Below are 19,998 nucleotides of genomic sequence, written 5' to 3'. Positions count from 1 at the left end.
TGCTTACAGGCCGTTCTTGGCCTTGAACTCGCGACGACGACGGTGCAATACCGGCTCGGTGTAGCCGTTAGGCTGCTTGGTGCCTTCGATCACCAGCTCCAGGGCGGCCTGGAAGGCGATGTTGCTGTCGAAGTCCGGAGCCAGCGGGCGGTACAGCGGGTCACCGGCGTTCTGCCGGTCGACCACCGGGGCCATGCGCTTGAGGCTTTCCAGCACCTGCGCCTGGGTGACCACACCGTGGCGCAGCCAGTTGGCGATGTGCTGGCTGGAGATGCGCAGGGTGGCGCGGTCTTCCATCAGGCCAACGTCGTTGATGTCCGGCACTTTCGAGCAACCCACGCCCTGGTCGATCCAGCGCACCACGTAACCGAGAATGCCCTGGGCGTTGTTGTCCAGTTCGTTCTTGATCTGCTCGGCCGACCAGTTGGTGTCGCTGGCCAGAGGGATGGTCAGGATGTCGTCCACCGAAGCGCGGGCACGCTTGGCCAGTTCGGCCTGACGGGCGAACACGTCGACCTTGTGGTAGTGCAGTACGTGCAGGGCGGCGGCGGTCGGCGACGGCACCCAGGCGGTGTTGGCACCGGCCAGCGGGTGGGCGATCTTCTGTTCGAGCATGGCGGCCATCAGGTCCGGCATGGCCCACATGCCCTTGCCGATCTGCGCACGGCCTTGCAGGCCGGTGGACAGGCCGATATCGACGTTCCAGTTCTCGTAGGCGCCGATCCATTTCTCGGCCTTCATGTCGGCCTTGCGCACCATGGCGCCGGCTTCCATGGAGGTGTGGATCTCGTCACCGGTGCGGTCGAGGAAGCCGGTGTTGATGAACACCACGCGCTCGCTGGCCGCCTTGATGCAGGCCTTGAGGTTGACCGTGGTGCGGCGCTCCTCGTCCATGATCCCGACTTTCAGGGTATTGCGCGGCAGGTTCAGCACCTCTTCGATGCGGCCGAACAGTTCGTTGGTGAACGCGGCTTCTTCAGGGCCGTGCATCTTCGGCTTGACGATGTACACCGAGCCGGTGCGGCTGTTCTTGCGCGAGGTGTTGCCGTTGAGGTTGTGGATCGCCGCGAGGCTGGTAACCAGGCCGTCGAGGATGCCTTCCGGCACTTCGTTGCCATGCTTGTCGAGGATCGCGTCGATGGTCATCAGGTGGCCGACGTTACGCACGAACAGCAGCGAACGGCCGTGCAGCTTCACCGGCTCACCGTTGACGCCGGTGTACTCGCGGTCGGCATTCATGGTGCGGGTAAAGGACTTGCCGCCCTTGGAAACCTCTTCCGCCAGGTCGCCCTTCATCAGGCCGAGCCAGTTGCGGTAGATCACCACTTTGTCGTCGGCATCAACCGCGGCAACCGAGTCTTCGCAGTCCATGATGGTGGTCAGGGCCGCTTCCATCAGCAGGTCCTTGACCCCGGCGGCGTCGGTCTGGCCGACCGGGCTTGCGGCGTCGATCTGGATCTCGAAGTGCAGGCCGTTGTGCTTGAGCAGGATCGCGCTAGGAGCTGCGGCGTCGCCCTGGTAGCCGATCAGTTGCGCGTCGTTGCGCAGGCCGCTGTTGCTGCCGCCCTTGAGGCCCACCACCAGCTTGCCGCCGACGATCTTGTAGCTCACGGAGTCCACGTGGGAGCCGGCGGTCAGTGGCGCCGATTCATCGAGGAAGGCGCGGGCGAAGGCGATGACCTTGTCGCCGCGAACCTTGTTGTAGCCTTTGCCTTTTTCCGCGCCATCGGCTTCGCTGATGGCGTCGGTGCCGTACAGCGCGTCGTACAGCGAGCCCCAGCGGGCGTTGGAGGCGTTGAGGGCGAAGCGCGCGTTCATCACCGGCACTACCAACTGCGGGCCGGCCATGTGGGCGATTTCTTCATCGACGTTCTGGGTGCTGGCCTGGAAGTCAGCCGCTTCTGGCAGCAGGTAGCCGATGTCTTGCAGGAAGGCTTTGTAGGCCACGGCATCGTGTGCCTGGCCGGCACGGGACTGGTGCCAGGCATCGATCCGCGCCTGGAAATCATCGCGTTTGGCGAGTAGGGCTTTGTTCTTCGGCGCCAGGTCGTGGATGACCTTGTCGGCACCGGCCCAGAATGCGTCGGCGGTGAGGCCGGTACCGGGAATGGCTTCGTTGTTCACGAAGTCGAACAGGACTCTGGCGACCTGCAGGCCACCGACTTGAACGTGTTCAGTCATTGCTTGCCTCACTCTGCTCAGCTATTTCGCTTTTCAGCTCTTCAAATTAACAATGAAGCCGGCGGCCATTTAAAGCACAACCCTGTTCACCAGTACATGCCATTGCTGGCGGCTGGGTGCTTCCAATCAACGGCGGAGCCTTGCTGATGGGCGGTTGCGAGGGTTGCGATCAGGCCTTGGCAGACATCGTTCCAACGTTATGTAGTGCGCGCTGCGGCATACTACATGATGAATTGCGCTTGTGAAAATTAGACTAAATACGTCGTTCCGCGACTTAAGAATGCAGTGCGGTCACGCTGGGGAACGTGATGTTCTCAAAAAAGCTGGTGGATTGTTCCATATAAATACAAAAAGTTGTACACGATTTGTGTTTTGCCCTGCGCGCCCACGTAGGAGCCGGATTGCCGGCGAGTGGGCCTTCGGGGGGGCGTCGGCCTTGCGGGCACTTTCGCTGGCAAGCCAGCGCCTACGCAAGCTGCTGCGATGTGGGTTGGAAGGCGCGGGGAGTGAGGCTGCCTATAATTGCTCTTTCATCAAGCAAAGAGGGCTGCGCCATGGACCATCTCGTTCTCACGGTTTTCGCCCCGGACAAGGCCGGACAGGTCGAGCGTATTGCCCAGTGCATCGCCGAGCACGGCGGCAACTGGCTGGAAAGCCGTCTGTCGCGCATGGCGGGGCAGTTTGCCGGCATCTTGCGGGTCGGGGTCCCGGCCGAGGCCTACGATGAGCTGGTGGATGCCTTGCAGGGGCTCTCCGCCCAGGGCATCCGGGTATTGATCGCCGAAAGCGGCATCGAGCAGTCCTGCACCTGGAAACCCATCGCCATGGAGCTGGTGGGCAATGATCGTCCGGGAATCGTCCGGGATATCACCCGCTTGCTGGCGGAGCAGGGGGTCAACCTCGAACGGCTGGTAACCGAGGTGCGCCCAGCGCCCATGAGCAGCGAGCCGTTGTTTCATGCCGAGGCGATTCTGGCGGTGCCCCTGACGTTGTCCCTGGAGGTATTGCAGTCGCGCCTGGAAACCCTGGCCGACGATCTGATGGTGGAGTTGGTGCTGCGCAGCGAGGTCTGAACACCGTCCCGCAGGTTATCCCAGTAATCCGTGCATGCGCCTGTGGATAACCTGTAGAGACCTGTCGCCAGCCCAGTGCAGCCGCGGCTTAGCGCGCTCTGATCAAAAAACCAGCAGTTTCAAGGGCTTGTGCACAAACGGCGGGGATCAGGTTGTGGATAACCTTGGGAAGAACCGCTGCAGGCCACGAATGGCCTGGCCTGCAGGGCGTTGTACGTTTATTGATCAGCGGCGGCCGCGCAGGCTGAGCCAGGCATCGACGCTGTACACCGCCAGGCCGGCCCAGATGAACATGAACGCCAGCAAGGTGCTGGAGGAGAGGTGTTCGCCAAACAGCAGCACCGCTTGCAGCAGCACCAGGGTTGGCGCCAGGTACTGAAGGAAGCCCAGGGTGGTGTAGGGCAAGTGTCGAGCCGCGGCGTTGAAGCACACCAGCGGGATCAGCGTGACCGGGCCGGCGGCTACCAGCCACCAGGCTTCGGAGCTGGTCCAGAAGGCGGCATGGGCACTGCTGGCTTCGGGGTGCAGGAGCAGCCAGGCCATGGCGATGGGCACCAGCATCCAGGTTTCCACCACCAGCCCGGGCAAGGCCTTGACCGGGGCCTGTTTACGGATCAGGCCATAGAAGCCGAAGCTCAGTGCCAGTATCAGTGAGACCCAGGGCAAACTGCCTACTTGCCACACTTGCTGGGCCACGCCCACCGCCGCCAGGATCACCGCCAGCCACTGCATGCGCCGCAGGCGTTCGCCAAGAATCAGCATGCCCAGCAGCACATTGATCAGGGGATTGATGTAGTAGCCCAGGCTGGCCTCAAGCATGCGCCCATTGTTCACGGCCCAGACGTAGGTCAGCCAGTTGCCGGCGATCAGGGTGCCACTCAGGGCCAGGATGGCCAGGCGCCTGGGGTTTTCTCGCAGCTCGCGCCACCAGCCGGGATGTTTCCACACCATCAGCAACACAGCGCCGAACAGCGCCGACCAGAGTACCCGGTGGACGATGATTTCCACGGCCGGAACGCTGGCGATGGCTTTGAAGTAGATCGGAAACAGACCCCAGATGATGTAGGCGGTCAGGCCCAGGATGTACCCGCGACGCGGGTTGGCGGCTTGCATGCAGAGTCCTTGCTTAGGCAGCTAACGAAGACGGGATTGTAAGGACAATTGTCAGGACATGTCCTGACTTTTGCGCCGCCCGTTTCTGCGGGGGAGGGCTGGTGGGCGAAGGCGAACTTACGGGCCTCTTCGCTGGCGAGCCAGCTCCTGCGGTTGGCGTTGTATCGAGGCGGATTCTTGTAGGAGCCGGCTTGCCGGCGAAGGCGACCGCATGGGCCTCTTCGCTGCCAAGCCAGCGCCTGCAGGCAGGGTCAGAACAGTTTGAGAGGTTCTTCGTTGAGGGCCGCCAGCTGTTCGCGCAGGGCCAGGACCTGATCCCCCCAGTAACGTTCGCTGCCGAACCAGGGGAAGCTGTGGGGAAAGGCCGGATCGTCCCAGCGTCGTGCCAGCCAGGCGCTGTAGTGCATCAGGCGCAGGGCTCGCAGCGGTTCGATCAGGGCCAGTTCCCGCGGGTCGAAATCATGGAACTCGCTGTAGCCGTCCATCAGTTCGGAGAGCTGGCTGAGGCACTCCTGGCGGTCGCCGGCCAGCATCATCCACAGGTCCTGCACCGCCGGGCCCATGCGGCAGTCGTCCAGGTCGACGATATGGAACATCTCGTCGCGGCACATCATGTTGCCGGGGTGGCAATCGCCGTGCATGCGAATGTTCTGGTGCGGGGTGGCCTGGTAGACCTCTTCCACCCGCTTGAGCAGGTCCCGGGCCACGGACTCGTAGGCCGGCAGCAGGCTCTTGGGAATGAAGTTGCCTTGCAGCAGGGTCGCCAGTGAGTCATGACCGAAGTTCTTCACGCCCAGGGCTTCGCGGTGCTCGAAGGGGCGGGTGGCGCCCACGGCATGCAGGCGACCGAGCAACTGCCCGAGGCGATAGAGTTGATCCAGGTTGCCCGGTTCGGGCGCGCGCCCGCCACGTCGGGGAAACAGGGCGAAGCGAAAGCCCGCATGCTCGAACAGGCTGGCACCGTCGTGGATGATCGGTGCGACCACCGGCACATCGCACTCGGCGAGTTCGAAGGTGAAGCGGTGTTCTTCCAGGATCGCTTCGTTGGTCCAGCGCTGGGGGCGGTAGAACTTGGCGATCAGCGGTTCGCCTTCGTCGATGCCGACTTGATAGACGCGATTTTCGTAGCTGTTGAGCGCCAGCACGCGGGCGTCGCTGAGAAAACCGATGCTTTCAACGGCGTCCAGAACCAGGTCGGGGGTCAGTGTTTCAAACGGGTGCGACATGCTTACTCCTGCGCGCAGCAGGCTGCCGCGTCCGGCCAAGCATGGTAACGCAGACGGGGAGCCAGCGGGGGAGGGTTTGCTGGTGGTTCGGCCGGGCGCCAGGTTGGCCGCCAAGCCGGCTGCTACGGACGTAGGAGCCGGCTTGGCGCGGGGCGGGTTCAGGCGCCGATGATGCCGCCGTCTTCCCGGGTGATAGCCATCACCGAGGAGCGTGGCTTGCCGTTGGGCAGGTGCTCGGGGAAGGTTGAACCACCGGTTTCTCCCGGGTGCTGGATGCCGACGAACAGGGTCTTCTGGTCCGGGGCGAAGGCGATCCCGGTGACTTCGCAGCCCACAGGTCCGACCATGAAACGGCGGATTTCACCGCTGTCCGGGTCGGCGCAGAGCATCTGGTTATTGCCCATGCCGGCAAAATCGCCGCTGTTGCTGTAGTCGCCGTCGGTGAGGATCCACAGGCGTCCAGCTTGGTCGAAACCCAGGCCGTCGGGGCTGTTGAACATGTTATCTGGGGTGATGTTGGAGGAGCCGCCCTTGGGCTGGCCGGCATGCACAGCGGGGTTGCCGGCGACCACGAACAGGTCCCAGGAAAAACTCATCGCGCCATGATCGTCGCCGCCGGTGCGCCAGCGCAGGATCTGTCCGTAGACATTCTTCTCCCGCGGGTTGGGGCCACCTGCTGGCTGGCCGTCTTCGCCACGCTTGGCGTTGTTGGTCAGGGTGCAATAGACCTGGCCGTCCTTGGGGCTGACCACAATCCATTCCGGGCGGTCCATGCGCGTGGCCTGGACCACGCTGGCCGCCAGGCGTGCCTGGATCAGTACCTGGGCCTGGTCGGCGAAGCCGCTGCTGGCGTCGATGCCGTTCTTGCCGTGAGTCAACTCGATCCACTGGCCCTGGCCCTTGGGACGGTCCGGGTTGCCGTCGCCGGCATCGAAGCGCGCCACGTACAGGGTGCCGTGGTCCAGCAGGTCGCGGTTGGCCTTGGGGTTGCGGTGGTTGATCTTGTCGCGGCTGATGAACTTGTAGATGAATTCCCCGCGCTCATCGTCGCCCATGTAGACCACGGCGCGGCCGTCGCGGGTTTGCGCCAGGGCCGCGTTTTCATGCTTGAAGCGGCCCAGGGCGGTGCGTTTGACCGGGGTCGATTGCGGGTCGAAGGGATCGATTTCCACCACCCAGCCGTGACGGTTGAGCTCGTTGGGATTCTTGGCCAGGTCGAAACGCGGATCGTGGGGGTGCCAGTTGATGTCCTTGCTGGTCACCACCGCGCCGTAGCGTTTCTGCGCGGCGTCGAACTTCTGCTCGGGGTTGCTGCTGCCGAAGCAGTCGGTGAAGTTCTCTTCGCAGGTCAGGTAGGTGCCCCAGGGGGTCTTGCCGTTGGCGCAGTTCTGGAAGGTGCCGAGGACTTTCCTGCCCTTGGGGTCGGCAGCGGTCTTGAGCAGGTCGTGACCGGCGGCAGGGCCGCTGAGGCGGATTGGCGTGTTGCCGTGGATGCGCCGGTTGTAGCGTGAACCCTGGACGAACTGCCACTGGCCGTTCTTGCGCTGCACTTCGATGACCGACACCCCTTCGCTGGCCTGGGCCTTGCGCACGTCCTCGGCCGATTGCGGCTGGCCGCCGTGGGAGTAGAGGTAGCGGTAGTTGGTGTATTCGTTGTTGATCGCCATCAGTGCCCGGTGCTTGTCGTCCGGGAAGGCGAACAGGCTCATGCCGTCGTTGTTGTCGCCAAACTGCACTTCCTGGGCCTGGGCGGTGCCATTGCCGCTGGGGTCGAAGGCCGGCCCGTTCTTGGTCAGCGGCTGGCCCCAACTGATCAGTACCGAGGATTTGTAGCCCGCCGGCAGGGTGATGTTGTCGCTGGTGGCGGCGGCAATGCCGGCAAAACCCAGCAGCTGGCTGTTGCCGGCGCTGACACTGGTGGCCAGGGCGCTGCGGCCGAGCAGTCCGCCACCGAGAAACAGGGCGGCGCCGCACAGGGCACCGGCACCGATGAAACCCCGGCGGCTGAGGCCGACCATCTGTTCCAGGTCGGTGGGTTGGTCTTCTTCTAACAGGCTCATAGCAGGCTCCCTGCGGGTTTTTGCAGCCACCTTAATGAGCGCCTATGACGAATATGTTGCAGCCTGAAGTCGTCGCACTCCGCTTACAGCGGGGGTGCCGAGCAGGACATGGGAGGCAGAGAACTGCACCTGGACCGGTTTGCCCTCTGTCATTTCCAGCGTCTTGAGCCGGTGCGGCTCGGCCAGGGCGCAGAGGGTCTGGCCGTTGGGCAGGGTGATGCGCACCTCGCAGGGGCCGTCTTCGGCGTCGAGAATCTGCTCGACGGTCCCGCTCAGGCAATTGTGTCCAGTTGTTACTTGGGCGTCGGCAGGGTGCAGGTCCAGCCAGCCGGCCTTGATCAAGGCCACCACTTCAGTGCCGGTTTCCAGTTCCAGGCGCTGGGTGCTGTCGTGGGTGATCTGCGCTTTGAGGAGCAGGCCTTCTGGCAGTTCCAGGCTGATCAGGTCATTGCAGCCTAGAGGTGCGATCTCGCGGATCTTGCCGTGCAGCTGGTTGCGGGCACTGGTACGTAGCATCAGGCGCCCCAGCAGATCGAGATCGCTGGCATCTTCTGCGGCTTCCAGCACTTGGGCCTGCAGTGCTTGCAGGCGTTGGTAAAGCCGCAGCACGCGTTCGCCCTCGGCGGAGAGTTTGGCCCCGCCACCGCCCTTGCCGCCGACGTTGCGCTCTACCAGCGGGCGCTGAGCCAGGTTGTTGAGCTCATCGATGGCATCCCAGGCGGCCTTGTAGCTCAGGCCGGCGCTTTTGGCCGCGCGGGTGATGGAACCCTGTTCGGCAATGTGTTGCAGCAGGGCGATGCGTTGCGGGCGGCGGGCGATGTGCTGGGTCAACAGAGTGGGCAAGGACATGGCAGGGACGCTTTGGGCACTGAAGATGGACAGGGAGTTTGCGGTTTGAGCGATGAGAGTCAAGTCAGTCGGGGGTGTCGGGTCTTGCGGTTCGGGCCAGGCAATAGACATCCACTTGACGGGCGCCGGCATTGATCAGCAACCGGGCCAGGGCCTGGGCAGTGGCACCTGTGGTGAGGACGTCGTCCACCAGGGCCAGGTGGCGGCCGGCCACAGGCGCGTCGGCGGCGAGGGCGAAGGCCTGGCGCAGGTTGCGCTGACGGGCACGTGCCCCCAGGCCTTGTTGTGCCGGGGTGTCCTGGGTACGCAGCAGCAGAAAGGGCTCCACCGCCAGTTGCAGGTGTTCTCCCAGCCACTGGGCCAGCATGCCGGCCTGGTTGAAGCCTCGCTGGCGCAGGCGTCGACGGGACAGCGGCACCGGCAGCAGGCAGTCTGGCCGGGGCAGGCCTTCATCGTAGCGATAGTGAAGGAATTGGCTGAGAAGTTCGGCCATCAGTCGGCCAAAAGGCCACTTTTCATGATGTTTGAAACGACTGATCAGGCTGTCCACCGGAAAATCGTAACGCCAGGGGGCGATGACCCGTCGAAACGCGGGGAGACGTTGCAGGCACTGGCCACAGGTCAGGCTGGCGGCGGGCAGGGGCAGGGCGCAGACCGAGCATTGAGCGCCGAGCCAGGGCAGTTCGTCCTGACATGAACTGCACAGGGCCAGGGCTGAATCGCTGGGTTCATCGCAAAGCAAACAGAGTTGTTTGTTTTTTGACCAGATGTAAACTGGTCCTTTGTATTCGGGTTGACAGTGCATGGCTCTTCCTTAAATATGCCGAACATCCGTGTTGCGGCTGTGGACTTTCCCTGTCCTGCGCCGCTTGCCAAGCATAATCAAGGAATCGCCCATGAGCGCCAGCACCACCGCTACCCTGCGTCATGACTGGACTTTGGCTGAAGTCAAAGCCCTGTTCGTCCAGCCATTCAATGACTTGCTGTTCCAGGCGCAGACGGTGCACCGCGCGCATTTCGATGCCAATCGGGTCCAGGTTTCGACCCTGCTGTCGATCAAGACCGGCGCCTGCCCGGAAGATTGCAAATATTGTCCGCAGTCCGGCCACTACAACACCGGCCTGGAAAAGGAAAAGCTCCTGGAAGTGCAGAAGGTGCTGGAGGAGGCCGCTCGGGCCAAGGCCATCGGCTCTACGCGTTTCTGCATGGGCGCCGCCTGGAAGCACCCTTCGGCCAAGGACATGCCCTATGTGCTGGAGATGGTCAAAGGCGTGAAGGCCATGGGCCTGGAAACCTGCATGACCCTGGGCCGTCTCGATCAGGACCAGACCGAGGCCCTGGCCAAGGCCGGCCTGGACTACTACAACCACAACCTCGACACCTCGCCGGAGTTCTACGGCAGCATCATCACCACCCGCACCTACAGCGAGCGCCTGCAAACCCTGGCCTACGTGCGTGACGCCGGGATGAAGATCTGTTCCGGCGGCATTCTCGGCATGGGCGAGTCCCTGGACGACCGCGCCGGCCTGCTGATCCAGCTGGCCAACCTGCCGGAGCACCCGGAGTCGGTACCGATCAACATGCTGGTGAAGGTGGCCGGCACGCCGCTGGAAAACGCTGAGGACGTGGACCCATTCGACTTTATCCGCATGCTCGCCGTGGCACGGATCCTCATGCCGCAATCCCACGTGCGCCTGTCTGCCGGCCGCGAAGCAATGAACGAGCAGATGCAGGCCCTGGCCTTCTTCGCCGGTGCCAATTCGATTTTCTACGGCGACAAGCTGCTGACCACCGCCAACCCGCAGGCCGACAAGGACATGCAGTTGTTCGCGCGCCTGGGCATCCAGCCCGAAGCCCGGGAAGAGCACGCCGACGAAGTGCATCAGGCGGCCATCGAGCAGGCCCTGGTGGAGCAGAAGAGCAGCGAGCAGTTCTACAACGCTGCCGTCTGACCTTCTGTGGTAGGAGCCGGCTGGCCGGCGAACCCCGTGAACGGCGCAAGTGCGACGGGTTTCGCGTCGTCTGTTTCGCTGGCAAGCCAGCTCCTACGGGTAATGTGTCTGTGAGCCAATATCGAGGCCAGCATGTCTTTTGATCTCGCAGCACGGCTTGCAGCCCGTCGTGCTGAACATCTGTATCGCCAGCGTCCGCTGCTGGAAAGCCCTCAGGGGCCGCAAGTGGTGGTGGACGGCCAGCCATTGTTGGCTTTCTGCAATAACGACTACCTGGGCCTGGCCAATCACCCGCAGGTGATCGAAGCCTGGCGCGCTGGTGCCAGCCGCTGGGGCGTGGGCGGCGGCGCTTCCCATCTGGTGATCGGTCACAGCGCTCCCCATCACGCTTTGGAAGAAGCCCTGGCCGAGTTCACGGGGCGCCCGCGGGCGTTGCTGTTTACCACGGGCTACATGGCCAATCTCGGTGCGGTCACGGCGTTGCTCGGGCAGGGTGACACGGTGCTGGAAGACCGTCTCAACCACGCTTCCCTGCTGGATGCCGGCCTGCTCTCTGGTGCGCGCTTCAATCGCTATCTGCACAACGATGCAGGGAGCCTGGTCAAACGCCTGGAGAAGGCCACTGGCAACACCCTGGTGGTCACTGATGGGGTGTTCAGTATGGACGGCGATGTCGCCGACCTGCCGGCCCTGGCCCGGGAAACCAAGGCCCGCGGTGCCTGGCTGATGGTGGACGATGCCCATGGCTTTGGTCCGCTAGGGGCCAACGGTGCCGGGCTGGTGGAACACTTCGGCCTGGGGCTGGATGAAGTGCCGGTGCTGGTGGGCACCTTGGGCAAGGCCTTCGGTACCGCTGGGGCCTTTGTCGCCGGTAGTGAGGAGTTGATCGAAACACTGATCCAGTTCGCCCGGCCCTACATCTATACCACCAGCCAACCGCCGGCACTGGCCTGCGCCACGCGCAAGAGCCTGGAGTTGCTACGCAGCGAGCACTGGCGGCGTGAGCACCTGGCGAATCTGATTCGTCAGTTCCGGCTGGGGGCCGAGCAGATTGGCTTGGAGCTGATGGACAGCTTTACCCCGATCCAGCCAATCATGGTGGGCGACAGTGCCCGGGCCATGGAGTTGTCACGGATGCTGCGTTCGCGGGGGATCATGGTTACCGCCATCCGTCCGCCGACCGTGCCGGCCAGCAGTGCGCGGCTGCGGGTGACGTTGTCCGCCGCCCACAGCGAGGCGCAGGTCCAGCTATTGTTAAGCGCGTTGGCGGATTGTTTCAGTGAACTGCAAACGAGGCCTAGCCATGCGTGATCGACTGATCCTGTTGCCGGGCTGGGGGCTGGGGGTGTCGCCCCTGGAACCTTTGGCTGCCGCTTTGCAGGGGCTGGATGAACACTTGCGGGTGGAGATCGAGCCCCTGCCGGAGCTGACGTCCAGCGATCTGCAGGCATGGCTGGACGAGCTCGACGATGCGCTGCCGGATGACGCCTGGCTGGGGGGCTGGTCCCTGGGCGGCATGCTCGTCGCGGAGTTGGCGGCCCGACGCGGCGAGCGCTGCTGCGGTTTGTTGACCCTGGCCAGCAATCCCAGCTTCGTTGCTCACGAGCAATGGTCCAGTGCCATGGCCGCTGAGACCTTTGACGGCTTCCTGGCCGGCTGCGCCGCTGATCCGCGCACCACCCTCAAGCGCTTTTCCCTGCTGTGTGCCCAGGGCGCCGTCGATCCCCGCGGCTTGTCGCGGATGCTGCTGGGCGGGGCGCCGGCGACGCCGGGTGCGGTGCTGATGGCGGGTCTGGAGTTGTTGGCGCAGTTGGATACGCGCGAAGCCTTGCTGGCTTTTCGTGGCCCGCAGTTGCACCTGTTCGCCGGGCTGGATGCTCTGGTGCCTGCCGAGGCGGCCGCCGAGTTGCTGGTATTGCTGCCGGATATAGAAGTTGGCCTGATCGAGCAGGCCAGCCACGGTTTTCTTCTGGAGGACCCCCACGGAGTGGCAGGGGCGATCCAGGCTTTTTTGCATGAGTCCGGCGATGACTGATTTGTCTGTTCCTGTCTTACCCGCAGGCCTGCCTGACAAGCGTCAGGTGGCGGCTTCGTTTTCCCGCGCCGCAGCCACTTACGACAGCGTTGCCGAGTTGCAGCGCACGGTCGGCCAGCAATTGCTGAGCCGTTTGCCTGAAGGCTGGACGCCTGCGCGCTGGCTGGACCTGGGCTGTGGTACGGGGCATTTCAGTCGAGTGCTGGGGGCACGCTTCGCCGGCAGTCAGGGGCTGGCCCTGGATATTGCCGAGGGCATGCTCAAGCACGCGCGGCCCCTGGGTGGCGCCGAGCACTTTTTCGCTGGAGATGCTGAGCGCCTGCCGTTGCAGGGCAGCAGCTGCGAGCTGATTTTCTCCAGCCTGGCGGTGCAGTGGTGTGCCGACTTTGCTGCCGTGCTCAGTGAAGCCCAGCGGGTGCTCAAGCCGGGCGGTGTGCTGGCTTTTGCCAGTCTGTGCGTCGGCACTTTGCAGGAGCTGCGTGAGAGCTGGGGGCGGGTCGATGGGCAGGTCCACGTCAATCGCTTTCGTGAGTTCGCACGCTATCGCCACTTGTGCGATGCCAGTGGTTTGCACGTACGTAGCCTGGAGAGCGTTCCCCATGTCCTGCATTACCCGGATGTGCGTAGTCTGACCCATGAGTTGAAAGCCTTGGGTGCACACAATCTGAATCCAGGTCGTCCCGGCGGCCTCACCGGACGCGCGCGTATCGCCGGGTTGATCGAGGCTTACGAGGGGTTTCGTCAGCCCCAGGGGCTGCCGGCGACCTATCAGGTGGTGTATGCCGTGTTGGAGAAACCGCTATGAGTGCTGCCTATTTCATTACTGGCACCGACACCGATGTGGGTAAAACCACCATTGCCGCGGGACTGTTGCATGCGGCGCGGCTGGCCGGGCTGAGTACCGCGGCAGGCAAACCTGTGGCTTCCGGGTGCGAGTTGAGCGCCAAGGGCCTGCGCAATGCCGATGCTCTGGCATTGCTGGCGCAGTCGTCGTTGCCGTTGAGCTATGAAGAGGTCAATCCGGTCGCCTTCGAGCCGCCCATCGCACCGCATCTGGCGGCACGAGAGGCCGGGGTGGCATTGACGGTGCAGTCATTGCTGACGCCCATGCGCCACATTCTGGGCAAGGGGGCGGATTTCACCCTGATCGAAGGCGCGGGTGGCTGGCGAGTGCCCCTGGCGGATCAGGACAACCTGTCGGATCTGGCCATGGCGCTGGGCTTACCGGTGATTCTGGTGGTGGGCGTAAGACTGGGCTGCATCAATCATGCGTTGTTGACGGCCGAGGCCATTGCTCAGGACGGTCTGCAACTGGCGGGCTGGGTGGCCAATATCATTGATCCCAAGACCTCTCGTCTGGAAGAAAACCTCGCGACTTTGGCGGAGCGCCTGCCTGCGCCGTGCCTGGGCCGAGTGCCGCGACTCAAGTCAGCCAGTGCCGAGGCAGTGGCCGAACACCTGCAGTTGGATCTGCTGGACTAGATTTTGCCTATGGCAAGGCATATTGCCATTAGTGTTTTTGACGGGTGTTTTTTTGACAGGTCTGCTTCAATAACACCTGTCATTCATTTTCAAGGTCGAGTTCTCTTATGGAAATTTCCGGGAACAGCGCTTTCTACGCCGGACTGAACGCGATTCAGACTGGGCAGAATCGTGTCGATCAAGGTTCCAGCCAGATCGCCAGCAGCGCCGTTGAGCGCTCTGCCGACAGCCAGGCGTCGGCGGATTCGGTCAATCGCCTACGGGGCGTTGATCGCAGCCAGAGTTCGGACCTGGCCAGCAGTATGGTCGAGATGTCCATGGGCAAGGTCCAGGTGGAACTGGGCGTCAAAGTTGCCAAGGCCTCTGATGAGGTACTCGGTACCCTGATCGATACCTACGCTTGATCACTCTGCACTAAAGCCCGCTTCTCTCACGCGAGGCGGGCGTTTGCTCATGCCTTTCCCTTCTGTGGTTCCTCTTCTTCATTTCTTTGTGTAACTGATCGTCGGCGAGCCGGCTTCTACACTTCACGGCAGCGCTGTGGGTATTTGCCTGCGCGTGCATTTTGTTTCGATGACGAAAGGCATGGGAGCGACGCTTGACAAGATTTGGGCCTAAACGTATGTTTCAAACACCTGTTTGACCGCTATAAAAAATCAACGCGGTTGTTCATTCCCGGTTACATCAGCAGAGGTTTATCGCTATGCCTGACTACAAGGCCCCCTTGCGTGATATTCGCTTCGTTCGTGACGAACTGCTCGGCTATGAGGCGCACTATCAGAGCCTCCCGGCTTGCCAGGACGCCACTCCGGACATGGTTGACGCCATTCTCGAGGAAGGTGCGAAGTTTTGTGAGCAGGTACTGGCGCCGCTGAACCGTGTGGGCGACCAGGAAGGTTGCACCTGGAGTGAATCCGGCGTTAAGACCCCGACTGGCTTCAAAGAGGCCTACAAGCAATTCGTTGAAGGCGGCTGGCCAAGCCTGGCTCACGACGTCGCGCACGGTGGTCAGGGCCTGCCTGAATCCCTGGGCCTGGCAGTCAGCGAAATGGTCGGCGAAGCCAACTGGTCGTGGGGCATGTACCCAGGCCTGTCCCACGGCGCGATGAATACGATTTCCGAGCACGGTACTCCTGAGCAGCAAGAGGCTTACCTGACCAAGCTGGTGTCCGGCGAGTGGACCGGTACTATGTGCCTGACCGAGCCGCATTGCGGCACCGACCTGGGCATGCTGCGCACCAAGGCCGAACCTCAGGCTGATGGTTCCTACAAGGTCACTGGCACCAAGATCTTCATCTCCGCCGGTGAACACGACATGGCCGACAACATCGTCCATATCGTTCTGGCCCGTCTGCCGGACGCACCGGCCGGCACCAAAGGCATTTCGCTGTTCATCGTGCCCAAGTTCCTGCCTAACGCTGACGGCAGTGTCGGCCAGCGCAACGCGGTCAGCTGCGGTTCCCTGGAACACAAGATGGGCATCCACGGTAACGCCACCTGCGTGATGAACTTCGACGCGGCCACCGGTTTCCTCATCGGCCCGGCGAACAAAGGCCTGAACTGCATGTTCACCTTTATGAACACCGCGCGTCTGGGCACCGCTCTGCAGGGCCTGGCCCACGCCGAGATCGGCTTCCAGGGTGGCCTGAAATACGCTCGCGACCGTCTGCAAATGCGCTCCCTGACTGGCCCGAAAGCGCCGGACAAGGCCGCGGACCCGATCATCGTGCACCCTGACGTACGTCGCATGCTGCTGACCATGAAAGCCTTCGCCGAAGGTAACCGGGCGATGGTGTACTTCACTGCCAAGCAGGTCGACATCGTCAAATACGGTGTGGACGAAGAAGAGAAGAAGAAAGCCGATGCACTGCTGGCTTTCATGACTCCGATCGCCAAGGCATTCATGACCGAAGTCGGCTTCGAGTCCGCCAACCACGGTGTGCAGATCTACGGTGGCCACGGTTTTATCGCCGAGTGGGGCATGGAGCAGAACGTTCGCGACAGCCGTATCTCGATGTTGTACGAAGGCACCACTGGCATCCAGGCTTTGGACCTGCTGGGCCGCAAAGTGCTCATGACTCAGGGCGAGGCCCTCAAGGGTTTCACCAAGATCGTCCACAAGTTCTGCCAGAACAACGAAGGCAACGAAGCCGTTAAGGAATTCGTCGCTCCGCTGGCGGCACTGAACAAGGAATGGGGCGAGCTGACCATGAAAGTGGGCATGGCCGCGATGAAGGACCGTGAAGAAGTGGGCGCTGCTTCGGTGGACTACCTGATGTATTCCGGTTATGCCTGCCTGGCCTACTTCTGGGCCGACATGGCCCGTCTGGCGGCTGAAAAGCTGGCAGCCGGCACTACCGAAGAGGCTTTCTACACGGCCAAGTTGCAGACTGCGCGCTTCTACTTCCAGCGCATCCTGCCGCGTACCCGCACTCACGTTGCAACCATGCTGTCGGGCGCCAACAACCTGATGGACATGAAGGAAGAGGACTTCGGCCTGGCCTACTAAGCCTTACCGGACCTTTCAGAAAGCCGTTCGCCCTCCGGGTCGAGCGGCTTTTTTGTGTCTGCAGAATCTTCATGAAAATTCCCGACTAAATCGCTAAGCAGAAGCGATTTCCTGCCGTTAAAGAGATGGCAATGTGATGTCTGTCACACCGCGTGTGCTTAACTTCAATAAATGAAGGCACAATGCCATCTATTGATCAGCCGGGTCGGAGTTTTACCCTTGCCGCGTTCTTCCGCTGTACGTTTCAGTCATTTCCTACCGTCTTTGCTGCTTTTGCTTGCGGGGCTGGCGGCCGCTTATGTCAAGGACCTCAACGTCTTCTTCACTTCGCTGTTCAATGTGCTACCAACGCTGGTGCTGTTGCTTGGCGGAGCCTATTGCGCTGTGTACCGGCGCCAGCGTGAGCTGTTTTTGATGGTCACGGTGTACATCGCCTATTTTCTGCTGGATACCCAAACCGATTTCTACCGGGATAACGGCAGGGTCCGCGAAGATGCCGCGGTGGTATTCCACCTTTGCTGCCTTTTGCTCCCCTTGTTGTTTGGCCTGTTCGCAGCCTGGCAGGAGCGTACCCACCTGTTTCAGGACATGGTTGCGCGTTTTGCCGTGTTATTGGCGTTTGGCAGCGTCGCCCTGGGCCTGGAGCAGAGTTACCCACAGGCGTTGCTGAACTGGCTGGCAGAGATCCGTTGGCCGGCTTTGCATGGCAGTTGGATGAGTCTGATCCAGTTGTCTTATCCGGTATTCTTCGCGGCATTCCTGCTGCTGGCGATCCAGTACTGGCGCAGTCCGCGACCGCTGCACGCAGCGCAGTTGGTGGGCTTGCTGGGTTTGTTCTGGATGCTGCCCAAGACGTTCATCCTGCCATTCACCCTGAACATCATGTGCAGTCAGGTCATGTTGATGATTGCTGCGGCGGTGGCCCATGAGGCTTACCAGATGGCGTTCCGTGACGAGTTGACCGGCTTGCCGGGGCGCCGGGCGCTCAATGAGCGCATGCAGCGTCTGGGTCGCAATTATGTGCTGGCCATGACTGACGTCGATCACTTCAAGAAATTCAACGACACCCACGGTCACGATGTCGGGGATCAGGTGCTGCGTCTGGTGGCCAGCAAGCTGTCAAAAGTCACTGGTGGTGGGCGCGCCTATCGTTACGGAGGGGAAGAGTTTGCCGTGGTATTTGCCGGCAAGACCCTGGACGAGTGCATGCCGCACCTGGAGATGATTCGCGAGATCATCGCTACCTACAACATTCAGTTGCGCAATCAGGACAATCGCCCCCAGGACGACCAGCAAGGCCGCCAACGCCGTGGCGTTGCAGCGGCATCCAGTGTTTCGGTGACCATCAGCATCGGTGTCGCCGAGCGACTGATGGAGCACCGGACCCCCGAAGAAGTGCTCAAGTCCGCCGACCAGGCGCTCTACAGCGCCAAGGGTGCGGGGCGTAACTGTGTCATGGCCTTCGGGCAGAATCGCCGTGGCGCAGTGCGCATGGATACGGCTGCGGGTTGAGTGATGATGGCGCATTCAGCGACTTGAACGTCATTGGCAGGCTGAGGACGGCGGCAGTAGGTTGGAGAAACCTGCTGCCGGAGAAATCATCATGCCCGAGTATCAAGCTCCCCTGCGCGACATGCGCTTCCTGATCGATCATGTCTTCGACTTTCATGGCAGTTACGCCGCACTGGGAGCCAGCGATGCCAGCCCGGACATGGTCAGCGCGATCCTCGAGGAAGGGGCGAAGTTCTGCGAGAACGTCCTGGCTCCGCTGAACCGCTCCGGTGACGAGGAGGGCTGCCATTTCGACAATGGCGTAGTGACCACCCCCAAGGGTTTCAAACAGGCTTTCGCCCAATACGTCGAAGGCGGTTGGCATGGCTTGGCCGCCGATCCTGCCTATGGCGGCCAGGGGCTGCCCCATTCCCTGGGGCTGGTGATCAGCGAGATGGTGGGCTCCAGCAACACTTCCTGGGGCATGTACCCGGGGCTGACCCATGGTGCGATGTCGGCGATTCATGCCCATGGCACCGACGAACAGAAGCTGCTGTACCTGAACAAGCTCACCGCCGGGCAGTGGACCGGCACCATGTGCCTGACCGAAGCCCATTGCGGTACCGACCTGGGCCTGATCAAGACCCGAGCGGTGCCCCAGGCCGATGGCAGTTATGCGTTATCGGGGAGCAAGATTTTCATCTCTGCCGGCGAGCACGACCTGAGTGAAAACATCATTCACCTGGTGTTGGCCAAACTGCCGGACGCACCGGCCGGGACCAAAGGCATTTCCCTGTTCATCGTGCCCAAGTTCCTGCCGGACGCAGCAGGTGAGGTCGGTGAGCGCAACGGAGTGAGTTGCGGCTCCATCGAGCACAAGATGGGAATCAAGGCTTCGGCTACCTGTGTACTGAACTTCGACGGCGCCAAGGGCTTCCTGATCGGCGAGGCCAATAAAGGCCTGAACTGCATGTTCACCATGATGAATCACGCGCGCCTGGGCACCGGAATGCAGGGGCTTTGCCTGGGGGAGGCGAGCTTTCAAGGTGCGATCAAGTACGCCAACGATCGTTTTCAGATGCGCGCTCTGACCGGGCCCAAGGCGCCGGACAAGGCGGCTGACCCGATCATCGTCCACCCCGATGTACGGCGCATGCTGCTGACCATGAAGGCGTTCAATGAAGGCAACCGGGCCCTGGCCTATTTCACCGCCCAATTGCTGGATGTGGCTCATCTGAGCGCCGATCCGGCCCAGCGTCAGGACGCCGAGAACCTCCTGGCGTTCCTGACTCCGATCTGCAAGGCCTTCATGACCGAGACGGGCCTTGAGGTGACCAACCACGGCATGCAGGTGTTTGGCGGTCACGGCTACATTCGTGAGTGGGGCATGGAGCAACTGGTGCGCGATTGTCGTATCGCCCTGATCTATGAGGGCACCAACGGCATCCAGGCTCTGGACTTGCTGGGCCGCAAGGTGCTGGGCAGCCAGGGCAAGCTGTTACTGGGGTTTACCAAGATCGTTCATAAGTTCTGTGGGGCACATGCCGAGCATCCGCAGCTCAAGGCCTACATCGCGCAACTGGATGGCTTGAACCGTCAATGGGGCGAGTTGACCACCCGGGTGGGCATGGCCGCCATGAAAAATCCGGATGAAGTGGGGGCCGCAGCCCTGGATTACTTGATGTACAGCGGCTACATCGTTCTGGCCTATCTCTGGCTGCGTATGGCCCTGGTGGCACAGCAACAACTCGATGCAGGTGAAGGCGATGGCGATTTCGCCACCGCCAAGCTGGCCACCTGTGCGTTTTACTTCAAGCGACTGCTGCCACGTACCGGCGCCCATCTGGCGGCAATCGAAGCTGGCGGTGATTGCCTGATGAGCCTGCCGGCGCAGATGTTCGCTTTGTAAGTACGCTGATGTGCCCTGGACAAGGCCCGCTTCTCGCGGGCTTTTTCTTGTGGCTATTTGGTTGTGACTAAAATTAACAATAAAGTCATGAGTTGACCCTATGTGTCGCAAAAGTTGT

16 protein-coding genes are annotated in these 19,998 nt (G+C 62.1%); 10 read left to right on the top strand and 6 right to left on the bottom strand.

The window, feature by feature from the left end; translation table 11 throughout:
- Positions 1-3: 3 nt before the first annotated feature.
- Positions 4-2,181: a malate synthase G gene (locus DWF74_RS13075; protein WP_115581088.1), complete on the bottom strand. Its 2,178-nt coding sequence runs from the start codon at positions 2,179-2,181 to the stop codon at positions 4-6.
- 554 nt (positions 2,182-2,735) lie between these two features.
- Here DWF74_RS13075 and DWF74_RS13070 point away from each other — a divergent pair.
- Positions 2,736-3,254 (top strand): glycine cleavage system protein R, encoded by a 519-nt coding sequence (locus tag DWF74_RS13070; protein WP_016964741.1) that lies wholly within the window; start codon positions 2,736-2,738, stop codon positions 3,252-3,254.
- 225 nt (positions 3,255-3,479) lie between these two features.
- Here DWF74_RS13070 and rarD read toward each other — a convergent pair whose 3' ends face one another.
- From rarD to DWF74_RS13045, 5 genes are all read right to left on the bottom strand, one after another.
- Complete coding sequence (gene rarD, locus DWF74_RS13065) at positions 3,480-4,367, bottom strand: EamA family transporter RarD (RefSeq protein WP_115581087.1); 888 nt, start codon at positions 4,365-4,367, stop codon at positions 3,480-3,482.
- 251 nt (positions 4,368-4,618) lie between these two features.
- Entirely contained in the window at positions 4,619-5,593 is a 975-nt protein-coding gene (locus DWF74_RS13060; protein ID WP_102861960.1) for a serine/threonine protein kinase, read from the bottom strand.
- A 158-nt stretch (positions 5,594-5,751) separates the two neighbouring features.
- A complete protein-coding gene (locus DWF74_RS13055) occupies positions 5,752-7,653 on the bottom strand; it encodes a PhoX family protein (RefSeq protein WP_115581086.1) in 1,902 nt (633 codons plus the stop codon).
- A 42-nt stretch (positions 7,654-7,695) separates the two neighbouring features.
- On the bottom strand, positions 7,696-8,502 hold the full coding sequence (locus DWF74_RS13050; RefSeq protein WP_115581085.1) for a TOBE domain-containing protein: 807 nt from the start codon (positions 8,500-8,502) through the stop codon (positions 7,696-7,698).
- A 64-nt stretch (positions 8,503-8,566) separates the two neighbouring features.
- Positions 8,567-9,307: a ComF family protein gene (locus DWF74_RS13045; protein ID WP_115581084.1), complete on the bottom strand. Its 741-nt coding sequence runs from the start codon at positions 9,305-9,307 to the stop codon at positions 8,567-8,569.
- A gap of 91 nt (positions 9,308-9,398) precedes the next feature.
- Between DWF74_RS13045 and bioB the strand changes: the two genes are divergently transcribed.
- The 9 genes from bioB to DWF74_RS13000 all read left to right on the top strand — a co-directional run bounded on the left by bioB (position 9,399) and on the right by DWF74_RS13000 (position 19,880).
- Entirely contained in the window at positions 9,399-10,454 is a 1,056-nt protein-coding gene (gene bioB, locus DWF74_RS13040; RefSeq protein WP_102861956.1) for a biotin synthase BioB, read from the top strand.
- A 132-nt stretch (positions 10,455-10,586) separates the two neighbouring features.
- Entirely contained in the window at positions 10,587-11,765 is a 1,179-nt protein-coding gene (gene bioF / locus DWF74_RS13035) for an 8-amino-7-oxononanoate synthase (protein ID WP_115581083.1), read from the top strand.
- Positions 11,758-12,489: an alpha/beta fold hydrolase gene (locus DWF74_RS13030; RefSeq protein WP_115581082.1), complete on the top strand. Its 732-nt coding sequence runs from the start codon at positions 11,758-11,760 to the stop codon at positions 12,487-12,489. Before bioF ends, DWF74_RS13030 begins: the two co-directional genes overlap by 8 nt.
- Positions 12,482-13,294 carry a malonyl-ACP O-methyltransferase BioC gene (bioC, locus tag DWF74_RS13025; RefSeq protein ID WP_115581081.1) on the top strand — a complete coding sequence of 271 codons (813 nt, stop codon included), beginning with the start codon at positions 12,482-12,484 and terminating at the stop codon, positions 13,292-13,294. Before DWF74_RS13030 ends, bioC begins: the two co-directional genes overlap by 8 nt.
- Complete coding sequence (gene bioD, locus DWF74_RS13020) at positions 13,291-13,971, top strand: dethiobiotin synthase (protein WP_115581080.1); 681 nt, start codon at positions 13,291-13,293, stop codon at positions 13,969-13,971. Before bioC ends, bioD begins: the two co-directional genes overlap by 4 nt.
- 107 nt (positions 13,972-14,078) lie before the next feature.
- A complete protein-coding gene (locus DWF74_RS13015; RefSeq protein ID WP_102861951.1) occupies positions 14,079-14,375 on the top strand; it encodes a pyrroloquinoline quinone biosynthesis protein PqqE in 297 nt (98 codons plus the stop codon).
- Between the two features lie 299 nt (positions 14,376-14,674).
- Entirely contained in the window at positions 14,675-16,480 is a 1,806-nt protein-coding gene (locus DWF74_RS13010; protein WP_102861950.1) for a phenylacyl-CoA dehydrogenase, read from the top strand.
- A gap of 219 nt (positions 16,481-16,699) precedes the next feature.
- Positions 16,700-17,992 (top strand): GGDEF domain-containing protein, encoded by a 1,293-nt coding sequence (locus DWF74_RS13005; protein ID WP_102861949.1) that lies wholly within the window; start codon positions 16,700-16,702, stop codon positions 17,990-17,992.
- Between the two features lie 91 nt (positions 17,993-18,083).
- Positions 18,084-19,880, top strand: coding sequence for an acyl-CoA dehydrogenase C-terminal domain-containing protein (locus tag DWF74_RS13000; protein ID WP_115581079.1), 1,797 nt, complete (start codon positions 18,084-18,086; stop codon positions 19,878-19,880).
- Positions 19,881-19,998 lie beyond the last annotated feature (118 nt).

The organism is Pseudomonas protegens, assembly GCF_003363755.1.
In the GTDB taxonomy this organism is placed as follows: Bacteria; Pseudomonadota; Gammaproteobacteria; order Pseudomonadales; family Pseudomonadaceae; genus Aquipseudomonas; species Aquipseudomonas danubii.
Note: the sequence above shows the minus strand (reverse complement) of the source record. Positions and strands in the feature narration are given on the sequence as shown.

Excerpts from the sequence above, each read along its gene's own strand:
- DWF74_RS13075 (WP_115581088.1), bottom strand. The coding sequence starts at position 2,181 with ATGACTGAACACGTTCAAGTCGGTGGCCTGCAGGTCGCCAGAGTCCTG.
- DWF74_RS13070 (WP_016964741.1), top strand. The coding sequence starts at position 2,736 with ATGGACCATCTCGTTCTCACGGTTTTCGCCCCGGACAAGGCCGGACAG.
- rarD (WP_115581087.1), bottom strand. The coding sequence starts at position 4,367 with ATGCAAGCCGCCAACCCGCGTCGCGGGTACATCCTGGGCCTGACCGCC.
- DWF74_RS13060 (WP_102861960.1), bottom strand. The coding sequence starts at position 5,593 with ATGTCGCACCCGTTTGAAACACTGACCCCCGACCTGGTTCTGGACGCC.
- DWF74_RS13055 (WP_115581086.1), bottom strand. The coding sequence starts at position 7,653 with ATGAGCCTGTTAGAAGAAGACCAACCCACCGACCTGGAACAGATGGTC.
- DWF74_RS13050 (WP_115581085.1), bottom strand. The coding sequence starts at position 8,502 with ATGTCCTTGCCCACTCTGTTGACCCAGCACATCGCCCGCCGCCCGCAA.
- DWF74_RS13045 (WP_115581084.1), bottom strand. The coding sequence starts at position 9,307 with ATGCACTGTCAACCCGAATACAAAGGACCAGTTTACATCTGGTCAAAA.
- bioB (WP_102861956.1), top strand. The coding sequence starts at position 9,399 with ATGAGCGCCAGCACCACCGCTACCCTGCGTCATGACTGGACTTTGGCT.
- bioF (WP_115581083.1), top strand. The coding sequence starts at position 10,587 with ATGTCTTTTGATCTCGCAGCACGGCTTGCAGCCCGTCGTGCTGAACAT.
- DWF74_RS13030 (WP_115581082.1), top strand. The coding sequence starts at position 11,758 with ATGCGTGATCGACTGATCCTGTTGCCGGGCTGGGGGCTGGGGGTGTCG.
- bioC (WP_115581081.1), top strand. The coding sequence starts at position 12,482 with ATGACTGATTTGTCTGTTCCTGTCTTACCCGCAGGCCTGCCTGACAAG.
- bioD (WP_115581080.1), top strand. The coding sequence starts at position 13,291 with ATGAGTGCTGCCTATTTCATTACTGGCACCGACACCGATGTGGGTAAA.
- DWF74_RS13015 (WP_102861951.1), top strand. The coding sequence starts at position 14,079 with ATGGAAATTTCCGGGAACAGCGCTTTCTACGCCGGACTGAACGCGATT.
- DWF74_RS13010 (WP_102861950.1), top strand. The coding sequence starts at position 14,675 with ATGCCTGACTACAAGGCCCCCTTGCGTGATATTCGCTTCGTTCGTGAC.
- DWF74_RS13000 (WP_115581079.1), top strand. The coding sequence starts at position 18,084 with ATGCCCGAGTATCAAGCTCCCCTGCGCGACATGCGCTTCCTGATCGAT.